The organism is Stenotrophomonas sp. NPDC077659, assembly GCF_050268705.1.
In the GTDB taxonomy this organism is placed as follows: domain Bacteria; phylum Pseudomonadota; class Gammaproteobacteria; order Xanthomonadales; family Xanthomonadaceae; genus Stenotrophomonas.
Map to the genome: position 1 here is coordinate 1 of NZ_JBNNHG010000051.1, position 24,174 is coordinate 24,174.

A 24,174-nucleotide genomic window follows, 5' to 3' on the forward strand; every position below is an offset into this window, starting at 1 on the left:
CGCACGGCGTTGTCCGAATCGAGTGCGGAACTGCAGCAGGCACAGCAGCGATATCGGTGCGGCCAAGCCGGCCAACAACGGCGTCGATCCGGTGCTGCTGCGCCCGATCGACGATCTGGAGCTGACTGTGCGTTCGGCCAACTGCCTGAAGGCTGAAAGCATCTACTACATCGGCGATCTGATCCAGAAGACCGAAGTGGAGCTGCTGAAGACCCCGAACCTGGGCAAGAAGTCGCTCACCGAGATCAAGGAAGTGCTGGCTCAGCGCGGCCTGTCCCTCGGCATGAAGCTGGAGAACTGGCCGCCGGCCGGCGTCGCCAGCCACGGCATGCTGGGCTGATATCGGTAACGCCTGGAGGCTCCACCGTTCGCGGTGGAGCCTTCAACGCAACACAACAATGCCGCGACGAACCACAGGTTCGCGGGCAGGTCGTCCAGGATGGGCGGCCAGGACCAACCGCAGTCCGCGCAGTAACGCCAGGATGGCGACAACGATCCGCACAGCCTCATCATTAACGAAGGAATATCACCATGCGTCACCAGAAGTCTGGCCGTAAGTTCAGCCGTACCAGCGCCCACCGCGAAGCGATGTTCAAGAACATGGCCGCGTCGCTGTTCAAGCACGAGCTGATCAAGACCACCCTGCCGAAGGCCAAGGAACTGCGCCGCGTTGCCGAGCCGCTGATCACCCTGGCCAAGGTCGACTCCGTCGCCAACCGCCGTCTGGCTTTCGCCCGTCTGCGCGACAACGAAGCCGTGGGCAACCTGTTCTCCATCCTTGGCCCGCGCTACGCGAACCGTCCGGGTGGCTACCTGCGTCTGCTGAAGTGTGGCTTCCGCGCCGGCGACAACGCTCCGATGGCCTACGTCGAGCTGGTTGACCGTCCGGCCGTGGCCGAGGAAGTGGCCGAGTAATCGGACCGCTCCAACGCGACACAGCGAAAGCCCGGTCTCTGCCGGGCTTTTGCGTTCTGGTAGCGCCGGGCCATGCCCGGCGTTTCCGTATCCGCTACGCCCGCCGGGCATGGCCCGGCGCTACCTGCGGCACAATGCGACCCACACCGTTCCGACAGGCGTACCGTGTGGTGGTTCGAACGGGGCGCGCGGTCGGTTACGCTTGGCGCCTGATCCGTTCGAGCGTTCCCGATGAATCCATTGCGCTGGCCCTTCCGCGCCCAGTTCCTGCTGGGTTTCCTGATCTGCGCGGGCCTGCTGGGCTTCGCCATCTTCCTGCAGTTGAAGATGGGCCTGGAGCCCTGTCCCCTGTGCATCTTCCAGCGGCTGGCATTTGCTGCGCTGGGCCTGCTGTTCCTGATCGGCGCACTGCATGGGCCGTCCAACCGCCCGGGCCGTGCGACCTACGGCATCCTCGCCTTCATCGCCGCTGCTGTCGGCTTCGGCATCGCCGCACGCCATGTATACGTACAGATGCTGCCGCCGGAAATGGGTTCCACCTGTGGCCCGCCGCTGTCTTTCCTGAGCGAGACCATGGGGCCGCTGGAAGTGTTCCGTACCGTGCTGACCGGCACCGGCAACTGCGGCAACATCGATTGGACCTTCCTGGGCCTGACCATGCCGATGTGGTCGGGCGTGTGGTTCGTCCTGCTGGCGCTGTGGGCGCTGGTGGTGTCGCTGCGCAAGGTCAAGCGCTGAAAGCAGCCACGCACTGCGTGGCCGCTCTGGTAGTGCCGGCCGCTGGCCGGCATGCTGTGAGACTGCCGGCCAGCGGCCGACACTACCTCAGAAGTCCTGCTGCAGGCTCAGGTAGGCACCGCGACGCGGGCCCCACTGCGGGGCGAAGACGCCGACGCCGCCGCCATCGCGCAGTTGGTAGCTGCGATCCAGTGCGTTGATCAGCGCCACCTGCACATGCAGCGGGTGGCCGCTGTCGGCGTTGAAGTCGTGGCCGGCGCTGAGGTTGACCTGCAGGTAGGACGGCAGCTCGCCGCCATTGGGCACGGTATCGGTATCCGAGCGCAGCCCGCTGCCGAATACATAGTTCGCACCGATGCGGTTGTGACCAGCGAAGGCGTAGCTGACGCCGCCCGACGAGGTCAGCTTCTGGTCGTGGTCCAGGTGGATCCAGTGGTCTGCCGCGTAGGCCAGGGCATCGGGATCGAGGTTGTACTGGCTGGTGATGACGTCGGTGCCGATGGCCTTGTTCAGGGCTGCATTGAGATAGGCACTGAAGTCCCCGTTGCGGTAGTCGGCGCTGAATTCCAGGCCGCGGATGTGGCCGCGACGGTAGTTGAACGTCGAATAGATGTAGGCGGCACCGAACTGGCCTTCGTCCTGCAGGCGTGAAACGCGGCGGTCGTACGCATCCAGGCCGAGGGTCAGGTGCTCGCCCACCTGCTGGGACACGCCAACGTCGTAGTAGTCGCTGCGCTCGGCCAGCGGGGTGTTGCTGCCGCCGGAGGGCTGCGCATTGGTGGTGCCGTCGTACAGGCTGATGTCGCTGGTGGCGATCAGCTCGCTGGCCGGCGGAGTGAAGTAGCGTGAGTAACCGGCATGCACGGTGGTGCTGGCGCTGGCGTTCCAGACCACGCCCAGGCGCGGGCTGAGTTGGCCTTCGGTCTGGCCGAAGGCCTTGTAGCGGTCGCCGCGCAGACCGTAGTTGAACGTCCAGTCGTCGCCGATCCTCCATTCGTCCTGCATGTAGACGGCCATCGTGGTGGCCTTGAACGCGCTGCTGTCGGCGATCTGCAGGGGCGTGGTGCTGGCCTGCGCGCCATCGCCGTCGACCGGGAACACCCAGCTGTTGCTGCTGGCGCGGGCGCGTTCCTGGTTGCCGTACACCCCGTAGCGCAGGGTGTGGTTGTCGCCCAGCGGCGTGGAGAAATCCGCCTGCAGGGTGTTGGCGCGGTTGCTGCGCTGGACCTGCGAGGCGACGCCACTGAACACCAGATCACCCACCACGTCGGGTTTGAAGCCGGCATCGCTGTAACGCTGCCCGGCCGAGACCTGGTAGGCGGTCTGGCCCAGCGTGCCCTGCAGCACCAGCATGCCGAAGCGGGTGGTCTCGCGCTGGGTTTCATCCAGCTGGCTGGAATCGAAGGTGGTGGTGTCCAGATAGCCGAACTGCGGGGTCTGGCCAGGGTTGACCGGAATCTGGAAGCGGTTGTTCGCGAAGCCCGCAAAGACGCTCAGGCGGGTGCTGTCGTTGACCAGGTAGGTGAGGTCAGCGAAGGCTTTGCCCTGGTGGGTGTCGTCATGTTCGGGCCTGCGTGAGGCGGTCGGGTTCTCGAGGCCGACCTCGTTCTGATCGTAGTTGCCGGTCAGGAACCAGCTCCAGCGCCCCTGCGAGCCCCACCACGAGGCGTTCGGGTTGACCTTGCCGAACGAGCCGGCGGTGATGCCGGCACTGCCGCCATTGCCCAGCTCGGCGCCGCTGCGCGTGGTGATGTCGACCACCGCTGCGGTGCGCTCGCCGAACTGTGCCGGCAGCGCCCCGTCCATCAGGCGGATGCTCTTGATGGTGCGCGCGTCCAGGGTCTGGCCGAAACCGGAGATCGACTCGGGCAGCAGGACGCCATTGATGCGGTACTGCAGGTTGGCGTGGTCGCCGCGTACGTGCACGCCGCCGTAGGAATCCTGGACTACGCCGGGGGCCTGCAGCAGCACCTGGCTCAGCGGCGCGGAGGCGCCCAGCGGCTGCTTCTGGATGTCCTCGGCGGTGATCTGGTACTGGCTGCTGCCGATGTCGGGCGACAGCGCGTTGCGCGCCTGGTCGAGCTGGGCGCTGACGGTGACCATGTCGAGGTCCTTGACCGGCGCCGCGTCGTTGGTGGCATCGGCGGCCAGGGCGAGGGAGGGCAGACTGGCCAGGGCCAGGGCGAAGGTGATGCCGGTAGCGAGCAGGGAGAGCTTCATGGCGAATGGGCTATGGAAGGGGCTGGTCGGGGAAGGGTTTGTTACTTCGTAACACTGCGTGGCGCATCATGCGCCTGTCCGCACGGCTGTGGTCATGCGGTTTGTGGCCGATCGCGTTGCCCTTTCCCCGGTGTTCAGTGATGTGCAGAACAGGCCCGGGCCTTTGCGGCAGCGGCCGGCTCTGCGACCATGACCGCCCCCCCTCCGGAATCCTGCAATGAGCCTGTCCGCCGTTCCGCCCGTCTCCGATCCCGCTGCGACCACTGCTGGCGCTGGCTGGTCGCCGGAGAGCTGGCGTGGCAAGACCGCGCTGCAGATGCCGACCTATCCCGATCCGATGGCGCTGGATGCGGCCCTGCATGAGCTGAAGCGGCTGCCGCCGCTGGTGACGTCCTGGGAAATCCTGGCGCTGAAGCGGCAGTTGGCCCACGCGCAGGAGGGCAAGTGTTTCCTGCTGCAGGGCGGTGACTGTGCGGAGAACTTCAGCGACTGCGAATCGGGCACGATTTCCAACCGGCTCAAGGTGCTGCTGCAGATGAGCCTGGTGTTGGTGCACGGCCTGCGCCAGCCGGTGATCCGCGTGGGCCGCTTCGCGGGGCAGTACGCCAAGCCGCGTTCGGCCGACACCGAGACCCGCGACGGTGTGACCCTGCCCAGTTACCGCGGCGACGTGATCAATGCGCCTGCCTTCACCGAAGCGGCGCGCTTGCCGGACCCGAAGCGGATGCTGCAGGCCCACGCCCATTCGGCGATGACGATGAACTTCGTGCGGGCACTGATCGATGGTGGCTTCGCTGACCTGCACCACCCCGAATACTGGAACCTGGAGTGGGTGAGCCACTCGCCGCTGGCCGCCGAGTACCAGAAGATGGTGGCGTCCATCGGCGACGCCGTGCACTTCATGGAAACCCTGGCCGGGGCCCGTGTGCACAACCTCAACCGCATCGATTTCTACACCTCGCACGAAGCGCTGCTGCTGCCCTACGAGCAGGCGCTGACCCGCCAGGTGCCGCGCCAGCAGGGGTGGCTGAACCTGAGCACGCATTACCCGTGGATCGGCATGCGTACTGCGGCCCTTGATGGCGCACACGTGGAATACCTGCGTGGCGTGCGCAATCCGATCGCCATCAAGGTGGGGCCGTCGGTGCAGCCGGACCAGCTGCTGCGTCTGATCGACGTGCTGAACCCGGACGACGAGCCGGGCCGCCTGAGCTTCATCCATCGCATGGGGGCTGCGCAGATTGCCGAGAAGCTGCCACCGCTGCTGGATGCGGTGAAGCGCGATGGCCGCCGCGTGCTGTGGGTGTGCGATGCGATGCATGGCAACACCGAGAGCACGACCAATGGTTTCAAGACGCGCCGCTTCGACAACGTGCGAAGCGAGGTGGAGATGTCCTTCGATCTGCATGCGGCGGCGGGCACGCGCCTGGGGGGCGTGCATCTGGAGCTGACCGGCGAGGACGTGACCGAATGCACCGGCGGTGCGCGCGAGTTGACCGAGCGTGACCTGGAGCGTGCGTACCGTTCGACGGTGGACCCGCGGTTGAACTACGAGCAGTCGCTGGAGATTGCGATGGCGATCGTGCGCAAGCAGGAGCAGGCGCGGTAGGTTTTTTCTGCAGGGCTTGCAGGCCTGCACCTGCTCAATGCAACGGCAACGGCCAAAGCCAGAGCGGGCATTCCGTGGGATGGCGGGGCGGTGTCGGATTGCGGGGACGCCGCAAGTACGTCCTTGTAGGCTTGGCCGCGGCATCCATGCCGCGGACACCCCGCAATCCGACACCGCCCCGCCTTCGACAGTCTTCTGCGGTCTGTTGGAACTTGCTGCTGATGGTGGGTGCCGACCGTTGGTCGGCACGGGGTCAGATAGCGATGCCTGAGAGATTTCATCCACGCATGGCGTGGATCTACTGCGCTCCGGTAGGTGTCGACCTTGGTCGACACGGTAGATCCACGCCATGCGTGGATGAATTCATTCGATATCTGACAGATGTGTCGACCAAGGTCGACACCTACCAACAGCCGAGTGCCCCGCCATCCCACGGAATGCGGCCTTTGATCTTGACGTTGACGTTGCTCGTAGCAGATGCAGGGGGGGCAGCCCTGCCGACACCCCCCTACAACCATGGTATTACCCATTAAGTGCGATATTCGCACGCACAGTCGATTACCGCACTTGAATGGTGCAGTGCGATAAACCTAATTTCACTTCCGCAGTTTCATAGCAGTCCAAGCGATCCACCCCTGGCGGGGCGAGGGCAGCAGCCGGTCCGGTGCTGAAGCCAGGTGCAGGGGAAGACCGCAGGATTTTCCTTCCTCTGTGCGGAGTGATCGCATGCGCCGTCGTCTGTCCGTTGTTTCCCTGTCCCTGCTTGCCGTGCTGCCGTCGCTGGCGCTGGCCTACCAGGCCGAACCGCCGCGCGAGACCCTGCAGGTCCTGCACGTGGACCGCTACGCCGATGACGCCAATGCCGGCTCGCTGCGCTGGGCGATCACCACCGCCAACGCGGCGCCGGGCCGCTATCGCATCGAAATCAATGCCGTCGGCGCTGCGCCCTACGTAATCAAACCGGCTTCGCCGCTGCCGGAGATCAAGGGGCCGGTGCAGATCATCGGCACCGCTTGGGCGCGCGATGGCCAGTACATCGCCATCGATGGCTCGGCCTACGTCAGCGGCACCGGCACCGATGCCTGCCCGGGTGCCGAGCCTGGCCAGTCCGGCACCAACGTTCGCACCACCACGCTGCCGGGGCTGGTCCTGCGCGATACCCAGGGCGTGGAACTGGCCGGGCTGGAGATCCGCAACTTCTGCATCGGCGTGCTGGTCAACCGCGCCAGCCACAACGAGATCCATGACAACCGCATCGTCGCCAACAAGGGCGGTGCCGGCATCATGCTCACCGGCGACGACGGCAAAGGCCAGTCCACCGCCACCACCACCGTGCACAACCGCATCGTGCGCAATGCCTTCCTCGACAACGGCGATGGCCTGGAGTTGACCCGTGGCGCGGCCTGGAACCTGGTGGCCGACAACCTGTTCCAGTCCACCCGCGCCAATCCCGAGCCCTCGCAGGGCATCGAGATCCTGTGGGGCAATGACAACAGCGTGGTCCACAACCGTTTCGTTGATTACTCCGATGGCCTGCAGATCAACTGGGGCAACCGCAACTACATCGCCGCCAACACGTTCACCGGAAACTCGCTGGGCCTGAGCATCACCGGCAGCGGCAACGTCGTCGATGGCAACACCATCACCGGCAATGGCATCGGCATCGGTGTGCGCCCGCAGCCGGTCAGCGCGCCCAACCGCTTCACCGCCAACCGCATCTACGGCAACGGCCTGCCGATCGAGCGCTGCGAAGCCGGTGGCGCCTGCGCGAAGGGCCAGCCGCGTGGTGCCATCGTGTTCGGTGTGCCAGGCCTGGAACACGCCAGTTTTGTCGGCTCGCGCGGCCGCGGCGTCGATAACGATCCCTCCAAGCGTGCGCGCATCTGCACCGCCGCCGGCCAGGCCGACTGCCAGCCGCTGCCGAACCTGGGCCAGGCAGCGCCGCAGCTGACCGCCGTGCAGGGCAAGGGCGCGCAGCGCCAGCTCAGCGGCCGTTTCCAGGGCGTGCCTGACAGCCGCTATCAGGTGGAGGTGTTCGGCAACCGCGCCGCCAGCGGCAGCGAAGCTGAGCTGGTGCTGGGCAGCGTCGAAGCCCGCACCGATGCGCAGGGGCAGGGCAGCTTCACCTTCCCGCTCGGTGCCGGGGCCGATGCTGCCGCTGCCGGCAGCCTGACCGCCACGGTCACCTCGGCGCAGGGCGCCACCTCCCCCCTGAGTGCGCCGCTTTCGCTGCGCTGATCACCTCCACGAGACTGAAATCATGAATCCTGCGAAACCCCATTCCCTGGGCCTCCCTCTGGCCATCCTTGCCGCCACGTTGCTGCCGACGATGGCCCATGCGCAATCCAGCAACCGCTATGAGGGCAAGACCCTGACCGGTGACTGGGGCGGTACCCGCACGGATCTGTTCGAGCGTGGCATCGCCTTCCGCGGTGATTACGTTGGCGAGGCCATGGGCGTGGTCGATGGCGGCTACGGCGAAACCGGTGCGCGCTACGCGCAGCAGGTGCGCGTGGGCATGGACCTGGACATGGGCAAGCTGGCCGGCTGGGACGGCGGTGCCTTCCACTTCACCCTCAACGACCGTCGCGGCCGCAGTACCTCGGTGGACTTCGTCGGCAACCGCTTCCCGATCCAGGAAGCGTACGGCGGCCAGTACACGCGCCTGACCGAACTGAGCTACGACCAGACCTTCAACGCAGGGCAGTCGTATTACAAGCTGGGTTACTACGCGATGGGCAACCAGTTCGGCCTGCACAGCCTGCTGACCCACTTCGTCAACGCCGCGTTCTGCGCGCACCCGCTGGCCATGTCCGGCAACAGCGGCTGGTACAACTACCCGATGGCACGCTGGGGCGGCGAGTTCGCCCAGCAGATCACCCCGGCGGTGAACGTGCGTACCGGCTGGTTCCAGGTCAATCCGAACCTCGGCGGCAACATCGAGCGCAACGCGTTCCGTCCGTTCGTGTCGGGCACCACCGGTTCGCTGTTCCCGGTGGAAGTGACCTGGACCCCGGCCAAGGGCAGCCGCCATGCCGGCGTCTACAAGTTTGGCGGGTACTACGACACCTCGCGCGTGGACAAGCGCGGCCTGGATACCTCGCCGACCACCGGCCGCCACGGCGCCTATGTGCTGGCCGAGCAGCGCCTGACCCAGGAGTCGGCCGACCCGAGCCGCGGCCTGACCGCGTTCGCGCAGTACATGGTGTCCGACACCGATACCGCTCAGATCAAGCGCTGGTATGCGCTGGGCGGCGTCTACCAGGGCATCGGCTCGCGCGCGCAGGACAGCATCGCGCTGGGCTACGTGGGCGCCGACATCAACGACCGTCTGGTCGATGCGCGCCGGGCCACGCTGATGGCCGGGGGCGTGCCCACCGATTCGCCGCTGTACAACCTCAGCCAAGCCGAGGAGCTGTTCGAACTGTCCTACAGCGTCCAGGTGAACCCGTGGCTGATGATCCGCCCGGACGTGCAGTACATCATCAACCCGGGCACATTCAATTACAGCGGTACCGACAACGCCTGGGCGGTGGGTGTCCAGGCCAAGGTGACCTTCTGATGGCCGCGCGCTCCCTCCATGCTCTGGTGACTGCCATGAAATTCCCGTTTGCGTCCGTTGTCCTCGCCGGTGCGCTCAGCGCCTCCCCCCTGCTGGCCCTGGCCGCACCGCCGCCGGCGGTGCTCCAGGTCGGCCAGCTGCGCATCGGCGAGGGCAGCCCCCGCACCATCGTGCCGATCACCGGTGCCACGGCTGAGGTCGCCCTGCAGCAGGCCTCAGCCATCGCGGCCAGCAAGGCTACCGACATCGCCGAGTGGCGCATCGACTACCTGGACATCGCCACCGATGGCAAGGCGCTGGTCGCGCTGGGCAAGCGCATCCAGGCGACGCTGGGCGGCAAGCCGGTCATCGTCACCTTCCGCACCAAGGCCGAAGGCGGCGCCAAGCCGATCAGCGATGCCGACTACGGCGCGCTCTACGCCACACTGCTGCGCGGCGGCGTCGCTCAGCTGATCGACGTGGAGATGTTCCGCGACCCGAAGGTGGTGCAGGCGCTGGTAGCGCAGGCGCACAAGGCCGGGGTGAAGGTGGTGATGTCCAACCATGACTTCCACGCCACGCCGCCGCGCGAAGAGATCGTCGCGCGCCTGCTGAAGCAGCAGGAACTGGGCGCGGACGTGCTGAAGATTGCCGTGATGCCGCGCGATGCCGGTGATGTGCTGGCCCTGCTCGATGCCACCTGGCAGGTGCGACAGCAGAGCGACAAGCCGCTGCTGACGATGTCGATGGGCGGTACCGGCGTGGTTTCGCGTCTGGCCGGTGAAACCTTCGGCCAGGCCCTGACCTTCGGCATGATCGGCACCGCCTCGGCGCCGGGCCAGGTCGAGGTTGATCGCCTGCAGGACGTCCTGCAGGTCATCCACGCATCCAGCCAGGCCGGTCGCTGAGACCTCACACGCCGGACGTTCCACCGCATCACGCTGTCGCAGGAAACCGCACCATGAGCCACGCTTCCGCCGCTGCACCGCCGCTTGTCCTTGAACGGATGAGTCCCTTCCAGTGGACCGCCATCGCCATCTGCGTGCTGTTGAACATGCTCGATGGTTTCGATGTGATGGTCATGGCCTTCACTGCGCCGCACGTGTCGGCCGACTGGCAGTTGTCCGGCAAGGTGCTGGGGCTGATGCTCAGTGCCGGCCTGGTCGGCATGGCACTCGGCTCGTTCCTGCTGGCGCCGCTGGCCGACCGCTGGGGCCGGCGGCCGATGATCGTCTGCTGCCTGCTGATCCTGACCAGCGGCATGGCGCTGTCGGCGCTGGCCGCCAACGCGTGGCAACTGGGCGCGCTGCGCGTGTACACCGGCATCGGCATCGGCGGCATGCTGGCCGGGGTGGGCGTGATCACGGCCGAGTACGCCAATGCCAAGTGGCGCAGCACGGCGGTCGCGCTGCAGGCCACCGGCTATCCGATCGGCGCCACCGCCGGCGGCCTGCTGGCGGCATGGATGCTGGAACACTGGTCCTGGCACAGCGTGTTCCTGGTTGGCGCAGCGGCATCGCTGCTGTGCATTCCGCTGGTGCTGAAGTGCCTGCCGGAATCGCTGGATTTCCTGGTGGCGCGCCGCCCGGCCAATGCATTGCCGCGCTTGAATGTGCTGCTTGCGCGCATGCGCGTGCCGCAGTTGCAGGCGCTGCCGCCGGCACCGGTGCGCGATGGCCAGCGGCAGGGCTATGCGGCGCTGTTCGTAGGCGACCTGCGTCGCGTCGCGCTGCTGATCGCGCTGGCCTTCTTCCTGCACATGTTTGCCTTCTACTTCGTACTGAGCTGGACGCCGAAGCTGCTGGTCTCGGCCGGCGTGTCGGCGCAGCAGGGCATCACCGGTGGCGTGCTGCTGAACCTGGGCGGCATCGTCGGCGGCAGCCTGTTCGGCTGGTTGGCATCGCGCTGGTCGCTGTCGAAGCTGACCGCTGGCGCGCTGCTGCTGGCCATGGTGTCGATGCTGGGCTTCGCAGCGTTCAATACGCAGTTGACTGTGGCGTTCCCGCTGGCCTTCGTGATCGGTGCGGCGCTGTTCGCAGCGATGGCCGGCCTGTACGCGGCGGCACCGGTAGTGTTTGCCGCGCAGGTGCGTACCACCGGCCTGGGCTGGGCCATCGGCATCGGCCGCGTCGGCGCGATCCTTTCGCCGCTCACCGTGGGTGTGCTGGTGGATGGCCACTGGCAGCCGTCGGCGCTGTATGTGCTGTGTGCGCTGCCGCTGGTGCTGGCGGCGTGGGCATGCCTGGGCCTGCGCGTGGGCGTAGGCCAGAACCGGCGTTGAACCGACGATCGGTGCATATCACTCAATGTTCGATTATCGAATCATGTGGCCGAATATCGCATTGACTGGGCCGGTTGGCATGGCGACCATGGCCGGGTCAGCTTTTCCCTTCGCAGTGGCCCTGCAGCGTGGCGGCGATGACCGCCGGCAGGCAGGGCAAGGAGCAATGCAGTGATCGACAAGACCGTGGCCAGCGTGCAAGCAGCGGTGGCCGATATCCACGATGGCGCCACCGTGATGATCGGCGGCTTTGGTACCGCCGGCATGCCCGATGAGCTGATCGATGCGCTCATCGAACAGGGCGCGCGCGAGCTGACCATCATCAACAACAACGCCGGCAATGGTGATACCGGCCTGGCCGCACTGATCAAGCACAAGCGCGTGCGCCGCATCGTCTGCTCGTTCCCGCGGCAGGCCGATTCGCAGCACTTCGATGCGGCCTACCGCGCCGGCGAGATCGAGCTGGAGCTGGTACCGCAGGGCAACCTCGCCGCGCGCATCCATGCGGCCGGTTCCGGCCTGGGTGCGATCTTCACCCCTACCGGCTACGGCACCGAGCTGGCCAAGGGCAAGGAAACGCGCGAGATCGATGGCCGACACTACGTACTCGAGTACCCGCTGCATGCCGACTTCGCGCTGATCAAGGCCGACCGTGGCGACCGCTGGGGCAATCTGGTGTACCGCAGGACCGCGCGCAACTTCGGTCCGCTGATGGCGATGGCCGCACGCTGCGCCATCGTGCAGGTGCGTGAGGTCGTGGCACTGGGCGAGCTGGACCCGGAGGCCGTGGTGACCCCCGGTATTTTCGTGCAGCGCGTGGTGCCGGTGGCCGCAGGGGGAGTGCAGGCATGAACAAGCTCAGCCGCGAACAGATGGCCGCGCGCGTGGCGCGCGATATTCCCGAAGGGGCCTACGTCAACCTGGGCATCGGCCTGCCCACCACGGTGGCCAACTTCCTGCCGGCCGACAAGGAGATCTTCCTGCAGTCGGAAAACGGCCTGCTCGGCATGGGCCCGGCGCCGGCCCCTGGGCAGGAAGACCCGGACCTGATCAACGCCGGCAAGCAGCCGGTCACCCTGCTCACCGGTGGGTGTTACTTCCACCACGCCGATTCGTTCGCGATGATGCGCGGCGGCCACCTCGACATCTGCGTGCTGGGCGCCTTCCAGGTGTCCGTGCACGGCGATCTGGCCAACTGGAGTACCGGCGCCGCCGACGCGATTCCCGCCGTGGGTGGTGCGATGGACCTGGCCATCGGTGCCAAGCAGGTCTTCGTGATGATGGACCTGTTCACCAAGAAGGGTGAGAGCAAGCTGGTGGCCGACTGCAGCTACCCGCTGACCGGCCTGCGCTGCGTCTCGCGCGTCTATACCGATGTAGCGGTGTTCGACCTCGGCGCCGACGGCGCGACGGTGCTGGAAATGGTCGAGGGCATGGACATTGAACAACTGCGTGAACTGACCGGCCTGCCGCTGGCACTGGCCGAAGGAGTCTGAGATGGGCCTGCACGTGACCTACATCGTTGATGGCATCCGCACCCCGATCGGCCGCTACGGCGGTGCACTGTCCGGCGTGCGCGCCGACGACCTCGGCGCGATTCCGCTGAAGGCACTGCTGGCGCGGCACCCGCAGCTGGATCCGGCCCTGATCGAGGATGTCTACCTGGGCTGCGCCAACCAGGCCGGCGAAGACAACCGTAACGTCGCCCGCATGAGCCTGCTGCTGGCCGGGTTGCCGGTAACCGTGCCGGGCAGCACGATCAACCGCCTGTGTGGTTCGGGCCTGGATGCGATCGGCACCGTGGCCCGCGGCATTGCGGCGGGCGAGCTGGGCCTGGCCATCGCCGGCGGCGTTGAATCGATGTCGCGCGCGCCGTTCGTGATGGGCAAGGCGACCTCGCCGTTCGCCCGTGACCAGCAGATTGAAGACACCACCATGGGCTGGCGCTTCATCAACCCGCGCCTGCGCGAACTGCATGGCGTGGAGACCATGGGCCAGACCGCCGAGAACGTGGCCGAGCGCTACGCCATCAGCCGCGAGGACCAGGATGCGTTCGCCCTGCGCAGCCAGCAGCGCACGGCCGCTGCGCAGGCACGCGGCTTCTTCGATGGCGAAATCGTGGCGGTGGACGTGCCGGGCCGCAAGCGCGGCGAGGTCGTCACCGTCGACCGCGATGAACACCCGCGCGGCGATACCACCGCCGAGGCACTGGCCAAGCTGAAGCCGCTGTTCCGCCAGCCAGGTACGGTCACCGCCGGCAACGCTTCGGGCATCAACGATGGCGCCGCCGCACTGCTGCTGGCCTCCGGTACGCAGGTGAAGGCTTTGGGCCTGACCCCGCGTGCACGCATCCTCGGTTTTGCCAGCGCCGGCGTCGAACCTGCCATCATGGGCATGGGCCCGGTGCCGGCCAGCCAGAAGCTGATGGCACGGTTGGGCCTGACCATCACTGATTTCGATGCCATTGAACTGAACGAGGCCTTCGCCTCGCAGGGCCTGGCCTGCATGCGCCAGCTCGGCCTGGCCGACGATGCAGCGCACGTGAACCCCAACGGCGGTGCCATCGCCCTGGGCCATCCGCTGGGCATGAGCGGTGCACGCCTGGCGCTGACCCTGCTGCGCCAGCTGGAAGCCAGTGATGGCCGCCGTGGTCTGGCCACGATGTGCATCGGCGTCGGGCAGGGTGTGGCCCTGGCCATCGAGCGCGTGTAAGCCTTTCTCCCAATCCATGATCTGCAAGACAGCTGCGGCCCACGGGCCGCTCGCCAACAGGAGTACGTCATGAGCGATCCCACCGAACTGCGCGGCTACCGCAAGCCGTACCCCGGCAGCCAGCCGCCGCGCATCCACCTGCCGTATGCCTCCACCGCGACACGCGGACCGGGCACCGATCCGATTGCGATCCCGGTGACGCTCTCGGAAGTGACCGGCCCGGCCATCAACCGCCTCACCCTGGGTGAGCATGCCGCCGACCTGACCGCCGGTTTCCCTGGCCAGCCGCAGGGCGAGCGCATCATTGTCAGTGGCCGCGTGCTGGACGAGAATGGCCGCCCGGTGCGCAACACCGTGGTCGAGGTCTGGCAGTGCAACGCCGCCGGCCGCTACCTGCACAAGGGCGACCAGCATGACGCGCCGCTGGATCCCAACTTCAAGGGCACCGGCCAGGTGCTGACCGACAGCGAAGGCCGCTACCGCTTCACCACCATCAAGCCGGGCGCCTACCCGTGGCGCAACCACTACAACGCGTGGCGCCCGGCGCACATCCACTTCTCGCTGCATGGTGATGGCATCGGCCAGCGCCTGGTCACGCAGATGTATTTTCCCAATGATCCGCTGCTGGCATTCGATCCCATCTACAACTGCGTGGATGACGCCAAAGCGCGCGAGCGCATGGTGTCCTCGTTCGACTGGGAAAACACCGTCAACGAATTCGCGCTCGGCTACCGCTTCGACATCGTGCTGCGCGGTCGCAAGATGACCGTCTGGGAGTAAAACCATGAGTTTCCAATCCACTCCGTGGCAGACCGTGGGCCCGTACTATCGCCTGGGCCTGGAACCGCTGTATCGCACCGAAATCGCCCCCGCCACCGCGCAGGGCGAGCGCGTGGAAGTGCTGGGCCAGGTATTCGATGGCAATGGCGTGCCGGTGTCCGATGCCGTGCTGGAAATCTGGCAGGCCGACGCGCAAGGCATCTATGCCCACAGCGAAGACCCGCGCCGTGATGACCATTACCCGGCGTTCGACGGCTGGGGCCGCGTGCCCACCGACGACCAGGGCCGCTTCGCGTTCACCACCGTGAAGCCCGGCCGCGTGCCGGGCCTGCGTGGCGAGCCACAGGCACCGCATCTGGTGGTACTGGTGTTCATGCGTGGCCTGCTGCAGGCCGCCCGTGGCCGCATCTACTTCAGCGATGAAGCCAGCAACGGCGAGGACGGGATCCTCGCGCTGGTCCCCGCCGAGCGTCGCCATACGCTGTTGGCACAGGCGCAGGGCAAGGGCCTCTACCAGTGGGACGTACACATGCAGGGCCCGGACGAGACGGTGTTCTTCGCGTACTGATCGCGGCGCGGCCAACGCGCCTTCCGGCCACGCCACGCCCGCGTGCAGCGGGGCGGGTAAGCTGTGACCACACAGGATGGACTGCACCGATGAGCCACTCCCCAACGCTGCTGGGCGGTCTGTTCGGCGACCCTGCCGTCGACGCCGTGTTCAGTGATGAAGCACGCCTGCAGGCGATGCTGCAAGTCGAACGCGCCCTGGCGCGCGCGCAGGTGCACTGCGGGGTGATTCCCGCCGCTGCGCTGGCGCCGATCGAAGCGGCCTGCAGCGCCGATCTGTACGCGGTGCCGGCACTGTCGGCGGCCACGGCACTGGCCGGCAACCCGGCCATTCCGCTGGTCAAAGCGCTCACCGCGCAGGTCAAGGCAGCAGATGCCGACGCCGCGCGCTGGGTGCATTGGGGTGCCACCAGCCAGGACATCATCGATACCGGCGCGGTGCTGCAGCTGCGCGTGGCGGTCAGCCACGTGCAGGCGCGCCTGCAGGTGCTGTGCACGGCGCTGGCGCAGCTGGCCGAGGCCGAGCGCGGCACCGGCCTGCCGGGGCGCACGCTGCTGCAGCAGGCGGTGCCGGTGACCTTCGGGTTGAAGGCGGCCGGTTGGCTGGATGCCCTGCAGCGCAGCCAGCGTCGCCTCGATGCGCTGGCCGAAGACACCCTGGTGCTGCAGTTCGGCGGTGCCGCCGGTACGCTGGCCTCGCTGCAGACGCGCGGGCTGGACGTGGCTGATGCCCTGGCCGCCGAACTGCAGTTGCCGCTGCCGGCGCTGCCCTGGCACACCGCGCGTGACCGCATGGCCGAGTTCGGCAGCGTGTTCGCACTGCTGGCCGGCAGCCTCGGCAAGATCGCCACCGATATCGTGCTGCTGATGCAGTCCGAAGTGGCCGAAGCCTTCGAGCCGGCAGGCGAGGGCAAGGGCGGTTCGTCGGCGATGCCGCACAAGCGCAACCCGGTTGGCTGCGTGGCGGCCATTGCCGCCGCAACGCGCGTGCCCGGCCTGCTGTCCACGTTGTTCAGCGCCCTGCCGCAGCCGCACGAGCGCGCGGCCGGGCAGTGGCATGCCGAGTGGGACACCGTGCCGGAAATCGTGCGCCTGTGCGCCGGCAGCCTGGCCCAGGTGGCCGTGGTGGTACAGGGCCTGCAGCTGGACCGCGAGCGCATGCGCCAGCACCTGGACAGCCATGGCGGCCTGCTCTACGCCGAAGCCGTTGCGGTCACCCTGGCCGAGCGCATCGGCAAAGCGGCCGCACATGCGCTGGTGGAACAGGCGGCCAGACAGGCACTGGCGCAGTCATTGCACCTGCGCGACGTACTGGCGCAGATGCCGGAGGTCACCGCGCAGCTTTCGCCCGCACAACTGGATGCCCTGTTCGCCGCTGACAGCTGGCGCGGCATGGCCGATACCTGGATCGACCGCGTGCTCGCGCGCGGCTGATCCCTAAGTTCAACGCTGAAGCCCCCATGCCCTTCCTCGACCTTCCGCAGCACCGCCTGCATTACCAGACCGAAGGCCGCGCCGATGGCCCGTGGCTGACCTTCTGCAACTCGCTGGGTACCGATCTGGGCATGTGGCAGCCGCAGGTGGATGCGTTGGCCTCGCAGTACCGCATCCTGCGCTATGACCGTCGCGGCCATGGCCAGTCCAGCGCGCCTCCGGGGCTGTACACCGTGGCCGAGCTGGGCGGCGACGTGCTGGCGTTGTGGGATCACCTTGGCATCGAGCGCAGCCATTTCTGCGGGCTCTCCATCGGCGGCCTGACCGGCCAGTGGCTGGGCGTGCATGCCGGCGATCGCCTGCGCACACTCACCGTGGCCGCCACTGCGGCAAAGATCGGCACGCTGGACGGCTGGAAGGCACGCATCGCCCAGGTGCAGCACGATGGCCTGCTGCCGCTGGTGGACGGCACCCGCGAGCGCTGGTTCACTGCTGCCTTCGCACAGACCCATGCCAGCCAGGTGGAGGACATCCTGCAGCGCTTCCTCGCCACCCGCGTGGCCGGCTATGCAGGCTGCTGCAACGCCGTAGGCATGGCCGATTTCCGTGATGTGCTGGGCGGCATCGGCGTGCCGCTGCTGGCCATTGCCGGTGACGACGATCCGGTCTGCGTGCCGGCCGAGCTGCAGGCCATCGCCGAGGGCGTTGTCCATGGCCACCTTGCCACGGTTCCCGGGCGGCACATCTGCAACCTGGAATCGCCGCAGGCGTTCACTGCCGCACTGTCCGCGCACCTTTCCGCGCAGCACTGACTTCTTTCAACAGGGTTACGACGATGGACGAACAGGAACGCTACGAAGCCGGCCTTGCAGTGCGCCGCCAGGTGCTCGGTGAGGCGCATGTGGAACGCTCGCTGCAGGCGTGCACCGACTTCACCACCGAATTCCAGGAATTCATCACCCGCACCGCATGGGGCACGGTGTGGACACGCGACGGACTGCCGCGGCATACACGCTCGCTGCTGACCATCGTGATGATGGTGGCGCTGGGCCATGACGAGGAATTCAAGCTGCACATCCGCGCGGCCCGCAACAATGGCGTCACGCCGGAAGAAATCAAGGAAGTGTTGCTGCAGGCGGCCATCTACTGTGGCGTGCCGGCGGCCAACCACGCCTTCGCACTGGCCAAGCCGATCCTGGAAGAGCAGGCTTCGGAACGGTAGTGCCGGCCGCTGGCCGGCAACCTCCTGCACATCGGCGAAGCCGGCCAGCGGCCGGCACTACCAGATTCAGTGCACCTCAATTCAACAACGTACCCAACCGCTGTGCCGCTTCACGCAGGCGCGGCAGCAGCTGGGTCTGCATTACGCCCAGGCCGATGCGGCCCGCCTGTGTACCGATGTTCAGCGCGGCCACCACCTCACCGCTGCGCGAACGCACCGGCACGGCGATCGAGCGCAGGCCGATCTCCAGTTCCTGATCGACCAGGGACACGCCATCACGGCGCACTTTTTCCAGCAGGTCGAGGAAATCATCCATCCGGGTAACGGTGCGTTCGGTGCGCGGGCGCAGCGGATTGCGTTCCAGGTAGCCTTCCAGGGTGTCGCGCGGCAGTGCCGCCAGCAGCACGCGGCCCATCGAAGTGCAGTAGGCCGGCAGGCGGCTGCCCGCGCGCAGGCCGATCGACATGATGCGCACGGTTTCCGCACGTGCCACGTACAGGATGTCATCGCCGTCGAGCACGCCCAGCGAGCAGGATTCGTGCACGTCATCGCGCAGGGCGTCCAGCACCGGCTGCGCAGCCGCCGTCATCGACGACGATGCGACATAGGCACCGCCCATGCCCAGCACGCGTGGCAACAGCACGAAGCCACGGCCCTGTTCACCCACGTAGCCGAGCTTTTCCAGCGTATACAGCACGCGCCGTACCGCAGCGCGCGAGATGCCGGTGTCGGTGCTGATCTGCGACATCGTCACTTCTCGCGGGTGTTGCGAGAACACGCTCAGCACGGCCAGGCCACGGCCGAGCGAAGTCATGAAATCCGGATCGCCCTGGTTGTCCTGGATCTGCCGCATCAGCTCATGGGCCAGGCCGCCATCCTGCGATGGTGCAGGCGGGCGCTTGGGGCGACGGCTGGGGGGAACGGCGGGCATGGCAGCAGCTTTCATCAGGTTCGACCTTGCATGGTAAGCGCTGGACCCTGCAACCGGTAGCCACGCGGCGCAGCCATGCAGGCTGCACCGCGTGGCATGGGTCACTTGCGCTCGGGCAGTGCGTAGGCGATCACGTAGTCGCCACGGTCCGGCGACTGGCGTGCGCCACCGGCGGAAATCACCACGTACTGGCGGCCCGTTTTCGGCGAGACGTAGGTCATCGGCGTGCCCTGGCTGCCGACCGGCATGCGGGCTTTCCAGACTTCCTCGCCGGTGCGGCTGTCGTAGGCGCGCAGGTAGTAGTCCTGCGTGCCGGCAAAGAACAGCAGGCCTGACTGCGTGGCCAGCGAACCGCCCAGGGTCGGCATGCCGATCGGAATCGGCAGGCCCATCTTGATGCCCATCGGCCCGGTGTCCTTCACCGTGCCCACCGGTACCTGCCAGACCAGCTGGCGGGTGGCCAGGTTGATGGCCGACATCGTGCCGAACGGCGGCTTCTGGCAGGGGATGCCCAGCTTGGACAGGAAGCGGTCGCGCAGCGAGCCGTACGGCGTGCCGGTCTGGGACGCCGCGCCCATTTCCACGCCACCGGCGCCGCTGGTCATCTGCGCACGCGGAATAAGCTTGGTCCACAGACCAAGACGCATGTCATTGACAAACAGGTAGCCGGTGGTCGGATCGACCGACGCGCTGCCCCAGTTCATCCCACCCAGCGAACCCGGCCACTGCAGTGCCAGATCCTCGCCCGGCGGGGTGTACATGCCGTCATAGCGGAATTGCTTGAACTGGATGCGGCACAGCATCTGGTCAATGGGGGTCGCACCCCACATGTCCGATTCGGTCAGCGTTTCCGCGCCGATCTGCGGCAGGCCCACCGACAACGGCTGGGTGGCGGCGTAGCGCTCGCCCTGCGCATTGCCCTGCGGCGCGGGAATGTTGCGCACTTCGCTGATCGGCACGCCGGTCTGGCGGTTGAGCATGAAGATCTGCCCGGCCTTGGTGACCTGCAGCAGAGCCGGCAGGGTGCCGCCCTTGCCGTCAGGCACATCGGTCAGGGTCGGCTGCGCTGGCAGGTCGTAGTCCCACAGATCGTGGTGCACGGTCTGGTAGACCCAGCGCTCCTTGCCGGTGGCCACGTCCAGCGCGACCACGGCCGAGCTGTACTTGTCATCCTGCGGGGTGCGCTCGCCGGCCCACTGGTCCGGCGTAGTATTGCCGGTGGGCAGGTAGACCAGGCCCAGCTGCGGGTCGTAGGCCATCGAGGTCCACACGTTCGGGGTGGCGCGCGTGTAGTGGACCGACGGATCCAGCGGCACGTCCGGGGTTTCCTTCGACAGGTCCCAGACCCAGGCCAGCGCACCGGTACGCACGTTGTAGGCACGCACCACGCCGGACGGTTCACCCACTTCGATGTTGTCGGCTACGCGGCCGCCGACCACGATCAGCTCGCCGGCCACCAGCGGCGCGGCGGTCAGGGTGTAGAAGCCGGGCTTGATCTCGCCCATGCCCACCTTCAGGTCGACCACGCCATTGCTGCCGAAGTCCGGGCACAGCGCGCCGGTCGTGGCATCCAGCGCGAACAGGCGCGCATCGATGGAGGTCATCAGGATGCGCTTTTCGCACAGCGCCGGACCCGTGCTGGCGGCGTCAACGGCCGGCTGCGGCGCGGGTGTCGGCGCCGAGGCCGCATCGAAATAGCCCAGGCCGCGGCACCGCTGCCAGTTCGGCGCGGTGGCCTTGGGATCGAAAGCCCAGCGTTGCTTGCCGGAATCGGCGTCGATGGCGATCACTTGATTGTGCGGGGTGCACAGGTACAGGGTGTCGCCGATCTGCAGCGGGGTGTTCTGGTCCTCGGCACCGAAGCCGTTGCTTTCCGGCACATCGCCGGTGCGTGCGGTCCAGGCAACCTGCAGTTCCTTTACGTTGGCCGGGGTGATCTGGTCCAGCGCCGCAAAACGGGTGCCTGCGGTCGTGTTGCCCCAGTGCATCCAGTCGCGCTGTTCAGCGCCCTTGGCCACCGGCACCACCGGTGGCGGCGTGCCCTGCGCCGTCTGCAGCGGGCGCGGCTGGAAGGCCGAGAACGCCGTGCCGAGCAGGCCGACCAGCAGCAGCGCAGCCACGCCGTAGGCGCCGCGACCTGCCAGCTGGCCGTGGCTGCGCCGCAGCACCGGCCAAGCCAGGGCGACCAGCAGCGCCAGCACCGCCGGCATCACCAGGCGCGAGACCAGTGGCCAGAAATTCCAGCCCGCATCCAGAAGGGCCCACACCAGCGTGGCCACAAAGGCCAGGCCGTACAGCAGCGCACCGTTCGGCCGGCGCATCACCAGCAGCACGCCGGCCACCGCCGACACCGCGCCCATCAACAGGAAATACCAGCTGCCGCCAAGCTGTACCAGGCGAACACCGCCGACCAGCAGAGCCAGGCCGAACAGGGTCACCAGGATGCCGAGCAGGACCACCAGCACACGGCACAGGGCCGGAACTCTCGTCGTCTCGTCCACGTTGCATGAACCTCATTGCGAAAAACCCGCACGAAGGCGGGGAAGCCCCGCGCGCGCCAGGCGTGGCGGGGGCCGTCGGCATCCCGGGCAGCTGCGGGCTTGAGGGCGGGCAGGCGCCGACCTGCTTATGACGCAGGTTGGGTGAATGGCCGGTTAGATCGATTATCGCACGGGTGTGCGATTCTGGCGTGACGTCATGCGGCCATGGGTGGAACGCAGCGGCGCGGTGGTGCCGGGAACGGGCAGGGCAGGGGCGAACCGGTTACCCTATGCCGCCATACAAGCTGGTAGCTGCAATGACCGACGCCACCGTGGCCGTCCCCGCCTGGTCCTCGCGCCTGCGCGATATCGCTGATTTCCCGAAGCCGGGCATCCTGTTCAAGGACATCATGCCGCTGCTCGCCCATGGCGAGGACTTCCGCGGCGCGATCTCGGCCATGGCCGAACGTTGGCGCGGGCAGCAGCTGGACGCCATCGTCGGTATCGAATCGCGGGGTTTCATCCTGGGCGCGGCCATGGCGCTGGAACTGGGCGTGGGCTTCGTGCCGGTACGCAAGCCGGGCAAGCTGCCGGGCAAGGTGCTGCGCGAGGAATACACGCTGGAATACCGCAGCGACTGCATCGAAGTGCATGCCGACGCGCTGCCGGCCGGCGCGCGCGTGGCCATCATCGATGACGTGCTGGCCACCGGCGGTACGCTCGGTGCCGCGCTGTCGCTGGTGCGCCGCCTCGGCGTGGAAGTGGTCGGCGCTGGCGTGCTGGTCGAGCTGGACGGCCTGGGTGGCCGCGCGCGCTGGGAGGCGGATCTGCCGCTGCACACCGAACTGGTGTTCTGATTGCTTCGCCGGGCATGGCCCGGCGCTACCAACAGCCTGCAGGTAGCGCCGGGCCATGCCCGGCCGATACCGTGATCGTTACATCATCCGCACGCGGAAGCGGCGGCCTTTGATCTTGCCAGCTTCCAGCTTCGCCACGGCCTTCTGCGCCTGCTCACGGGCGATGGCCACGTAGGAGCGGGTGGGGAAGATCGCGATCTTGCCGATGTGCTTGCCCGACAGGCCGGCATCGCCGGTCAGTGCGCCGAGGATATCGCCCGGGCGCAGCTTGTCGGTCTTGCCGCCATCGATGCGCAGGGTTCGCATGGCTGCCTGCGGCAGCTCGGCCGGGCGCGAGGTCGCCAGCGGCGTCTTCTGCCAGTCCAGCGGCTGGCCCAGATGGGCCTCCACCGCCTCGGCACGGGTCTTCTCGCGGCCGGCCACCAGGCTGATCGCCAGGCCGCTGGCACCGGCACGGCCGGTACGGCCCACGCGGTGCTGGTAACTCTCCACGTCGGTCGGCAGTTCGTAGTTGATCACCGCCGCCAGCTCTTCCACATCCAGGCCGCGCGCGGCCACATCGCTTGCCACCAGCACGTTGCAGCTGCGGTTGGCCAGGCGCAGCAGAACCTCCTCGCGGTCACGCTGTTCCATGTCGCCATGCAGGGCCAGCGCCGAGAAACCGAACTGCTGCAGCGAGTTGGCCACCTCGTCCACGTCCTTGCGGGTGTTGCAGAACACCACGGCCGATTCGGGCGTGTACTTCAGCAGCAGGCCGGCCAGCGCCTTCTGCCGGTGGGCCGGCTCCACCTCGCAGAACAGGTGGCGGATGGCCGGGGCCTGGTCGGCGCCTTCCACGGTCACTTCCATCGCATCACGCAGCAGGTCGCGGGCGATCTCGCGGATGCTGTCCGGGAAGGTGGCCGAGAAGAGCAGGCTCTGGCGGTCCTTGTGGGTGCGCCCGGCAATCTCGCGGATGGGCTCCTCGAAGCCCATGTCCAGCATGCGGTCGGCTTCGTCCAGCACCAGCGTGCGTACCGCGCCCAGGTTGAGGGCGCGCTTGCGGGCCAGTTCCTGCACGCGGCCGGGGGTACCGACCACCACGTGCGGGTCATGGCCCTCCAGCGAGGCCAGCTGCGGGCCCAGTGGCACGCCACCAACCAGCAGCAGCAGCTTCAGGTTGGGGATGCCGGTGGCCAGCTTGCGGATCTGCTTGGCGACCTGGTCGGCCAGTTCGCGGGTGGGGCACAGCACCAGTGCCTGCACGCGGATCAGGCTGGGGTCGATGGCCTGCAGCAGGCCCAGGCCGAAGGCGGCGGTCTTGCCGCTGCCGGTCGGTGCCTGTGCGATCACATCGCGGCGATCGAGGATCGCCGGCAGGCTCTGCGCCTGGATCGGTGTAAGAGTGGTGTAGCCGAGGGCGTCCAGGCCGGGCTGCAGGGCCGGGCTCAGCGGCAGGGTCGAAAAGTCAGTCATGACACATTGTACCTGCGTGCCCAGACCGGGTTGCAGCCACTGCTGGGGGAATGCAGCGGTAGAGTCGACCGTTGGTCGACTATCGTGCGGCGCGGCACCCCCAATCCAAGAGCAGTCGACCAACGGTCGACTCTACCGCCGAGATTCCGGCGGACGCCCGGCAACCGCTACAATGGGCACATGCCTCTGATTACTCTGCAGAACGTCGACTTCAGCGTCGGCGGCCCGTTGTTGCTGGAAAAAGCCGAACTGTCGATCGAGCCGGGCGAACGCATCGCCCTGATCGGCCGCAACGGCGCCGGCAAATCCACCCTGCTCAAGCTGCTGTCCGGCGACCACAAGCCCGATGACGGCGAAGTCCGCGTGCAGCAGGGCGTGCAGGGCGCGGCCTCGTTCCCGGGCACGATCCGGGCCCGCCAGGAAAGCCCGTTG

General features: G+C 67.4%; 22 protein-coding genes. 18 read left to right on the top strand and 4 right to left on the bottom strand.

All coding sequences use genetic code 11. From position 1 onward, the window contains the following. The 3 genes from ACQKDV_RS09545 to ACQKDV_RS09555 all read left to right on the top strand — a co-directional run. The coding region (locus ACQKDV_RS09545) for a DNA-directed RNA polymerase subunit alpha C-terminal domain-containing protein (protein WP_427783520.1) at nucleotides 1-340 on the top strand (340 nt) is incomplete at its 5' end. A 191-nt stretch (nucleotides 341-531) separates the two neighbouring features. Next, entirely contained in the window at nucleotides 532-915 is a 384-nt protein-coding gene (gene rplQ / locus ACQKDV_RS09550; protein WP_427783521.1) for a 50S ribosomal protein L17, read from the top strand. A 231-nt stretch (nucleotides 916-1,146) separates the two neighbouring features. Further along, a complete protein-coding gene (locus tag ACQKDV_RS09555; RefSeq protein ID WP_427783522.1) occupies nucleotides 1,147-1,653 on the top strand; it encodes a disulfide bond formation protein B in 507 nt (168 codons plus the stop codon). Between the two features lie 87 nt (nucleotides 1,654-1,740). On the opposite strand, the gene ACQKDV_RS09560 is transcribed toward ACQKDV_RS09555, so the two are convergent. Beyond that, complete coding sequence (locus ACQKDV_RS09560; RefSeq protein WP_427783523.1) at nucleotides 1,741-3,873, bottom strand: TonB-dependent receptor; 2,133 nt, start codon at nucleotides 3,871-3,873, stop codon at nucleotides 1,741-1,743. A 217-nt stretch (nucleotides 3,874-4,090) separates the two neighbouring features. Here ACQKDV_RS09560 and ACQKDV_RS09565 point away from each other — a divergent pair, with 217 nt between their 5' ends. The 13 genes from ACQKDV_RS09565 (at nucleotide 4,091) to pcaC (ending at nucleotide 18,019) form a co-directional block, all read left to right on the top strand. Next, nucleotides 4,091-5,482 (top strand): class II 3-deoxy-7-phosphoheptulonate synthase, encoded by a 1,392-nt coding sequence (locus ACQKDV_RS09565; RefSeq protein ID WP_427783524.1) that lies wholly within the window; start codon nucleotides 4,091-4,093, stop codon nucleotides 5,480-5,482. A 726-nt stretch (nucleotides 5,483-6,208) separates the two neighbouring features. Next, the gene (locus ACQKDV_RS09570; RefSeq protein WP_427783525.1) at nucleotides 6,209-7,720 is read left to right on the top strand and encodes a right-handed parallel beta-helix repeat-containing protein; all 1,512 of its coding nucleotides are present in this window, start codon (nucleotides 6,209-6,211) and stop codon (nucleotides 7,718-7,720) included. A 22-nt stretch (nucleotides 7,721-7,742) separates the two neighbouring features. Then, nucleotides 7,743-9,044 carry a carbohydrate porin gene (locus ACQKDV_RS09575; RefSeq protein WP_427783526.1) on the top strand — a complete coding sequence of 434 codons (1,302 nt, stop codon included), beginning with the start codon at nucleotides 7,743-7,745 and terminating at the stop codon, nucleotides 9,042-9,044. 35 nt (nucleotides 9,045-9,079) lie between these two features. After that, the gene (gene aroD / locus ACQKDV_RS09580; RefSeq protein WP_427783527.1) at nucleotides 9,080-9,931 is read left to right on the top strand and encodes a type I 3-dehydroquinate dehydratase; all 852 of its coding nucleotides are present in this window, start codon (nucleotides 9,080-9,082) and stop codon (nucleotides 9,929-9,931) included. Between the two features lie 53 nt (nucleotides 9,932-9,984). Then, a complete protein-coding gene (locus ACQKDV_RS09585) occupies nucleotides 9,985-11,304 on the top strand; it encodes an MFS transporter (RefSeq protein WP_427783528.1) in 1,320 nt (439 codons plus the stop codon). A 171-nt stretch (nucleotides 11,305-11,475) separates the two neighbouring features. Then, on the top strand, nucleotides 11,476-12,156 hold the full coding sequence (locus ACQKDV_RS09590; RefSeq protein WP_427783529.1) for a 3-oxoacid CoA-transferase subunit A: 681 nt from the start codon (nucleotides 11,476-11,478) through the stop codon (nucleotides 12,154-12,156). After that, on the top strand, nucleotides 12,153-12,800 hold the full coding sequence (locus tag ACQKDV_RS09595; protein ID WP_427783530.1) for a 3-oxoacid CoA-transferase subunit B: 648 nt from the start codon (nucleotides 12,153-12,155) through the stop codon (nucleotides 12,798-12,800). The genes ACQKDV_RS09590 and ACQKDV_RS09595 overlap by 4 nt, the downstream gene beginning before the upstream one ends. Nucleotide 12,801: 1 nt before the next feature. Further along, entirely contained in the window at nucleotides 12,802-14,016 is a 1,215-nt protein-coding gene (gene pcaF, locus ACQKDV_RS09600; RefSeq protein ID WP_427783531.1) for a 3-oxoadipyl-CoA thiolase, read from the top strand. 69 nt (nucleotides 14,017-14,085) lie between these two features. Next, entirely contained in the window at nucleotides 14,086-14,796 is a 711-nt protein-coding gene (gene pcaH / locus ACQKDV_RS09605) for a protocatechuate 3,4-dioxygenase subunit beta (RefSeq protein WP_427783532.1), read from the top strand. Nucleotides 14,797-14,800: 4 nt separating this feature from the next. Beyond that, complete coding sequence (gene pcaG / locus ACQKDV_RS09610) at nucleotides 14,801-15,364, top strand: protocatechuate 3,4-dioxygenase subunit alpha (protein ID WP_427783533.1); 564 nt, start codon at nucleotides 14,801-14,803, stop codon at nucleotides 15,362-15,364. 89 nt (nucleotides 15,365-15,453) lie between these two features. Then, nucleotides 15,454-16,797 carry a 3-carboxy-cis,cis-muconate cycloisomerase gene (locus ACQKDV_RS09615; protein WP_427783534.1) on the top strand — a complete coding sequence of 448 codons (1,344 nt, stop codon included), beginning with the start codon at nucleotides 15,454-15,456 and terminating at the stop codon, nucleotides 16,795-16,797. Between the two features lie 26 nt (nucleotides 16,798-16,823). Then, nucleotides 16,824-17,609, top strand: a complete 786-nt coding sequence (gene pcaD / locus ACQKDV_RS09620) for a 3-oxoadipate enol-lactonase (RefSeq protein ID WP_427783535.1) — start codon at nucleotides 16,824-16,826, stop codon at nucleotides 17,607-17,609. 23 nt (nucleotides 17,610-17,632) lie between these two features. Next, nucleotides 17,633-18,019 carry a 4-carboxymuconolactone decarboxylase gene (gene pcaC, locus ACQKDV_RS09625; RefSeq protein WP_427783536.1) on the top strand — a complete coding sequence of 129 codons (387 nt, stop codon included), beginning with the start codon at nucleotides 17,633-17,635 and terminating at the stop codon, nucleotides 18,017-18,019. Between the two features lie 76 nt (nucleotides 18,020-18,095). Here the strand turns inward: pcaC and ACQKDV_RS09630 are convergent, their stop codons facing one another. After that, entirely contained in the window at nucleotides 18,096-18,950 is an 855-nt protein-coding gene (locus ACQKDV_RS09630) for an IclR family transcriptional regulator domain-containing protein (protein ID WP_427783537.1), read from the bottom strand. Between the two features lie 101 nt (nucleotides 18,951-19,051). Continuing rightward, on the bottom strand, nucleotides 19,052-21,451 hold the full coding sequence (locus ACQKDV_RS09635) for a membrane-bound PQQ-dependent dehydrogenase, glucose/quinate/shikimate family (RefSeq protein ID WP_427783538.1): 2,400 nt from the start codon (nucleotides 21,449-21,451) through the stop codon (nucleotides 19,052-19,054). Nucleotides 21,452-21,747: 296 nt separating this feature from the next. Between ACQKDV_RS09635 and ACQKDV_RS09640 the strand changes: the two genes are divergently transcribed. Further along, a complete protein-coding gene (locus ACQKDV_RS09640) occupies nucleotides 21,748-22,287 on the top strand; it encodes an adenine phosphoribosyltransferase (protein ID WP_427783539.1) in 540 nt (179 codons plus the stop codon). 78 nt (nucleotides 22,288-22,365) lie between these two features. On the opposite strand, the gene dbpA is transcribed toward ACQKDV_RS09640, so the two are convergent. Next, nucleotides 22,366-23,742 (bottom strand): ATP-dependent RNA helicase DbpA, encoded by a 1,377-nt coding sequence (gene dbpA / locus ACQKDV_RS09645; RefSeq protein ID WP_427783540.1) that lies wholly within the window; start codon nucleotides 23,740-23,742, stop codon nucleotides 22,366-22,368. Between the two features lie 180 nt (nucleotides 23,743-23,922). Here dbpA and ACQKDV_RS09650 point away from each other — a divergent pair. Further along, the coding region (locus ACQKDV_RS09650) for an ATP-binding cassette domain-containing protein (RefSeq protein WP_427783541.1) at nucleotides 23,923-24,174 on the top strand (252 nt) is incomplete at its 3' end.

Coding starts and splice junctions, on each gene's coding strand:
- ACQKDV_RS09630 (WP_427783537.1), bottom strand. CDS start 18,950: ATGCCCGCCGTTCCCCCCAGCCGTCGCCCCAAGCGCCCGCCTGCACCA.
- aroD (WP_427783527.1), top strand. CDS start 9,080: ATGAAATTCCCGTTTGCGTCCGTTGTCCTCGCCGGTGCGCTCAGCGCC.
- ACQKDV_RS09555 (WP_427783522.1), top strand. CDS start 1,147: ATGAATCCATTGCGCTGGCCCTTCCGCGCCCAGTTCCTGCTGGGTTTC.
- ACQKDV_RS09640 (WP_427783539.1), top strand. CDS start 21,748: ATGACCGACGCCACCGTGGCCGTCCCCGCCTGGTCCTCGCGCCTGCGC.
- pcaD (WP_427783535.1), top strand. CDS start 16,824: ATGCCCTTCCTCGACCTTCCGCAGCACCGCCTGCATTACCAGACCGAA.
- dbpA (WP_427783540.1), bottom strand. CDS start 23,742: ATGACTGACTTTTCGACCCTGCCGCTGAGCCCGGCCCTGCAGCCCGGC.
- ACQKDV_RS09565 (WP_427783524.1), top strand. CDS start 4,091: ATGAGCCTGTCCGCCGTTCCGCCCGTCTCCGATCCCGCTGCGACCACT.
- ACQKDV_RS09585 (WP_427783528.1), top strand. CDS start 9,985: ATGAGCCACGCTTCCGCCGCTGCACCGCCGCTTGTCCTTGAACGGATG.
- pcaF (WP_427783531.1), top strand. CDS start 12,802: ATGGGCCTGCACGTGACCTACATCGTTGATGGCATCCGCACCCCGATC.
- rplQ (WP_427783521.1), top strand. CDS start 532: ATGCGTCACCAGAAGTCTGGCCGTAAGTTCAGCCGTACCAGCGCCCAC.
- pcaG (WP_427783533.1), top strand. CDS start 14,801: ATGAGTTTCCAATCCACTCCGTGGCAGACCGTGGGCCCGTACTATCGC.
- pcaC (WP_427783536.1), top strand. CDS start 17,633: ATGGACGAACAGGAACGCTACGAAGCCGGCCTTGCAGTGCGCCGCCAG.
- ACQKDV_RS09595 (WP_427783530.1), top strand. CDS start 12,153: ATGAACAAGCTCAGCCGCGAACAGATGGCCGCGCGCGTGGCGCGCGAT.
- pcaH (WP_427783532.1), top strand. CDS start 14,086: ATGAGCGATCCCACCGAACTGCGCGGCTACCGCAAGCCGTACCCCGGC.
- ACQKDV_RS09615 (WP_427783534.1), top strand. CDS start 15,454: ATGAGCCACTCCCCAACGCTGCTGGGCGGTCTGTTCGGCGACCCTGCC.
- ACQKDV_RS09570 (WP_427783525.1), top strand. CDS start 6,209: ATGCGCCGTCGTCTGTCCGTTGTTTCCCTGTCCCTGCTTGCCGTGCTG.
- ACQKDV_RS09560 (WP_427783523.1), bottom strand. CDS start 3,873: ATGAAGCTCTCCCTGCTCGCTACCGGCATCACCTTCGCCCTGGCCCTG.
- ACQKDV_RS09575 (WP_427783526.1), top strand. CDS start 7,743: ATGAATCCTGCGAAACCCCATTCCCTGGGCCTCCCTCTGGCCATCCTT.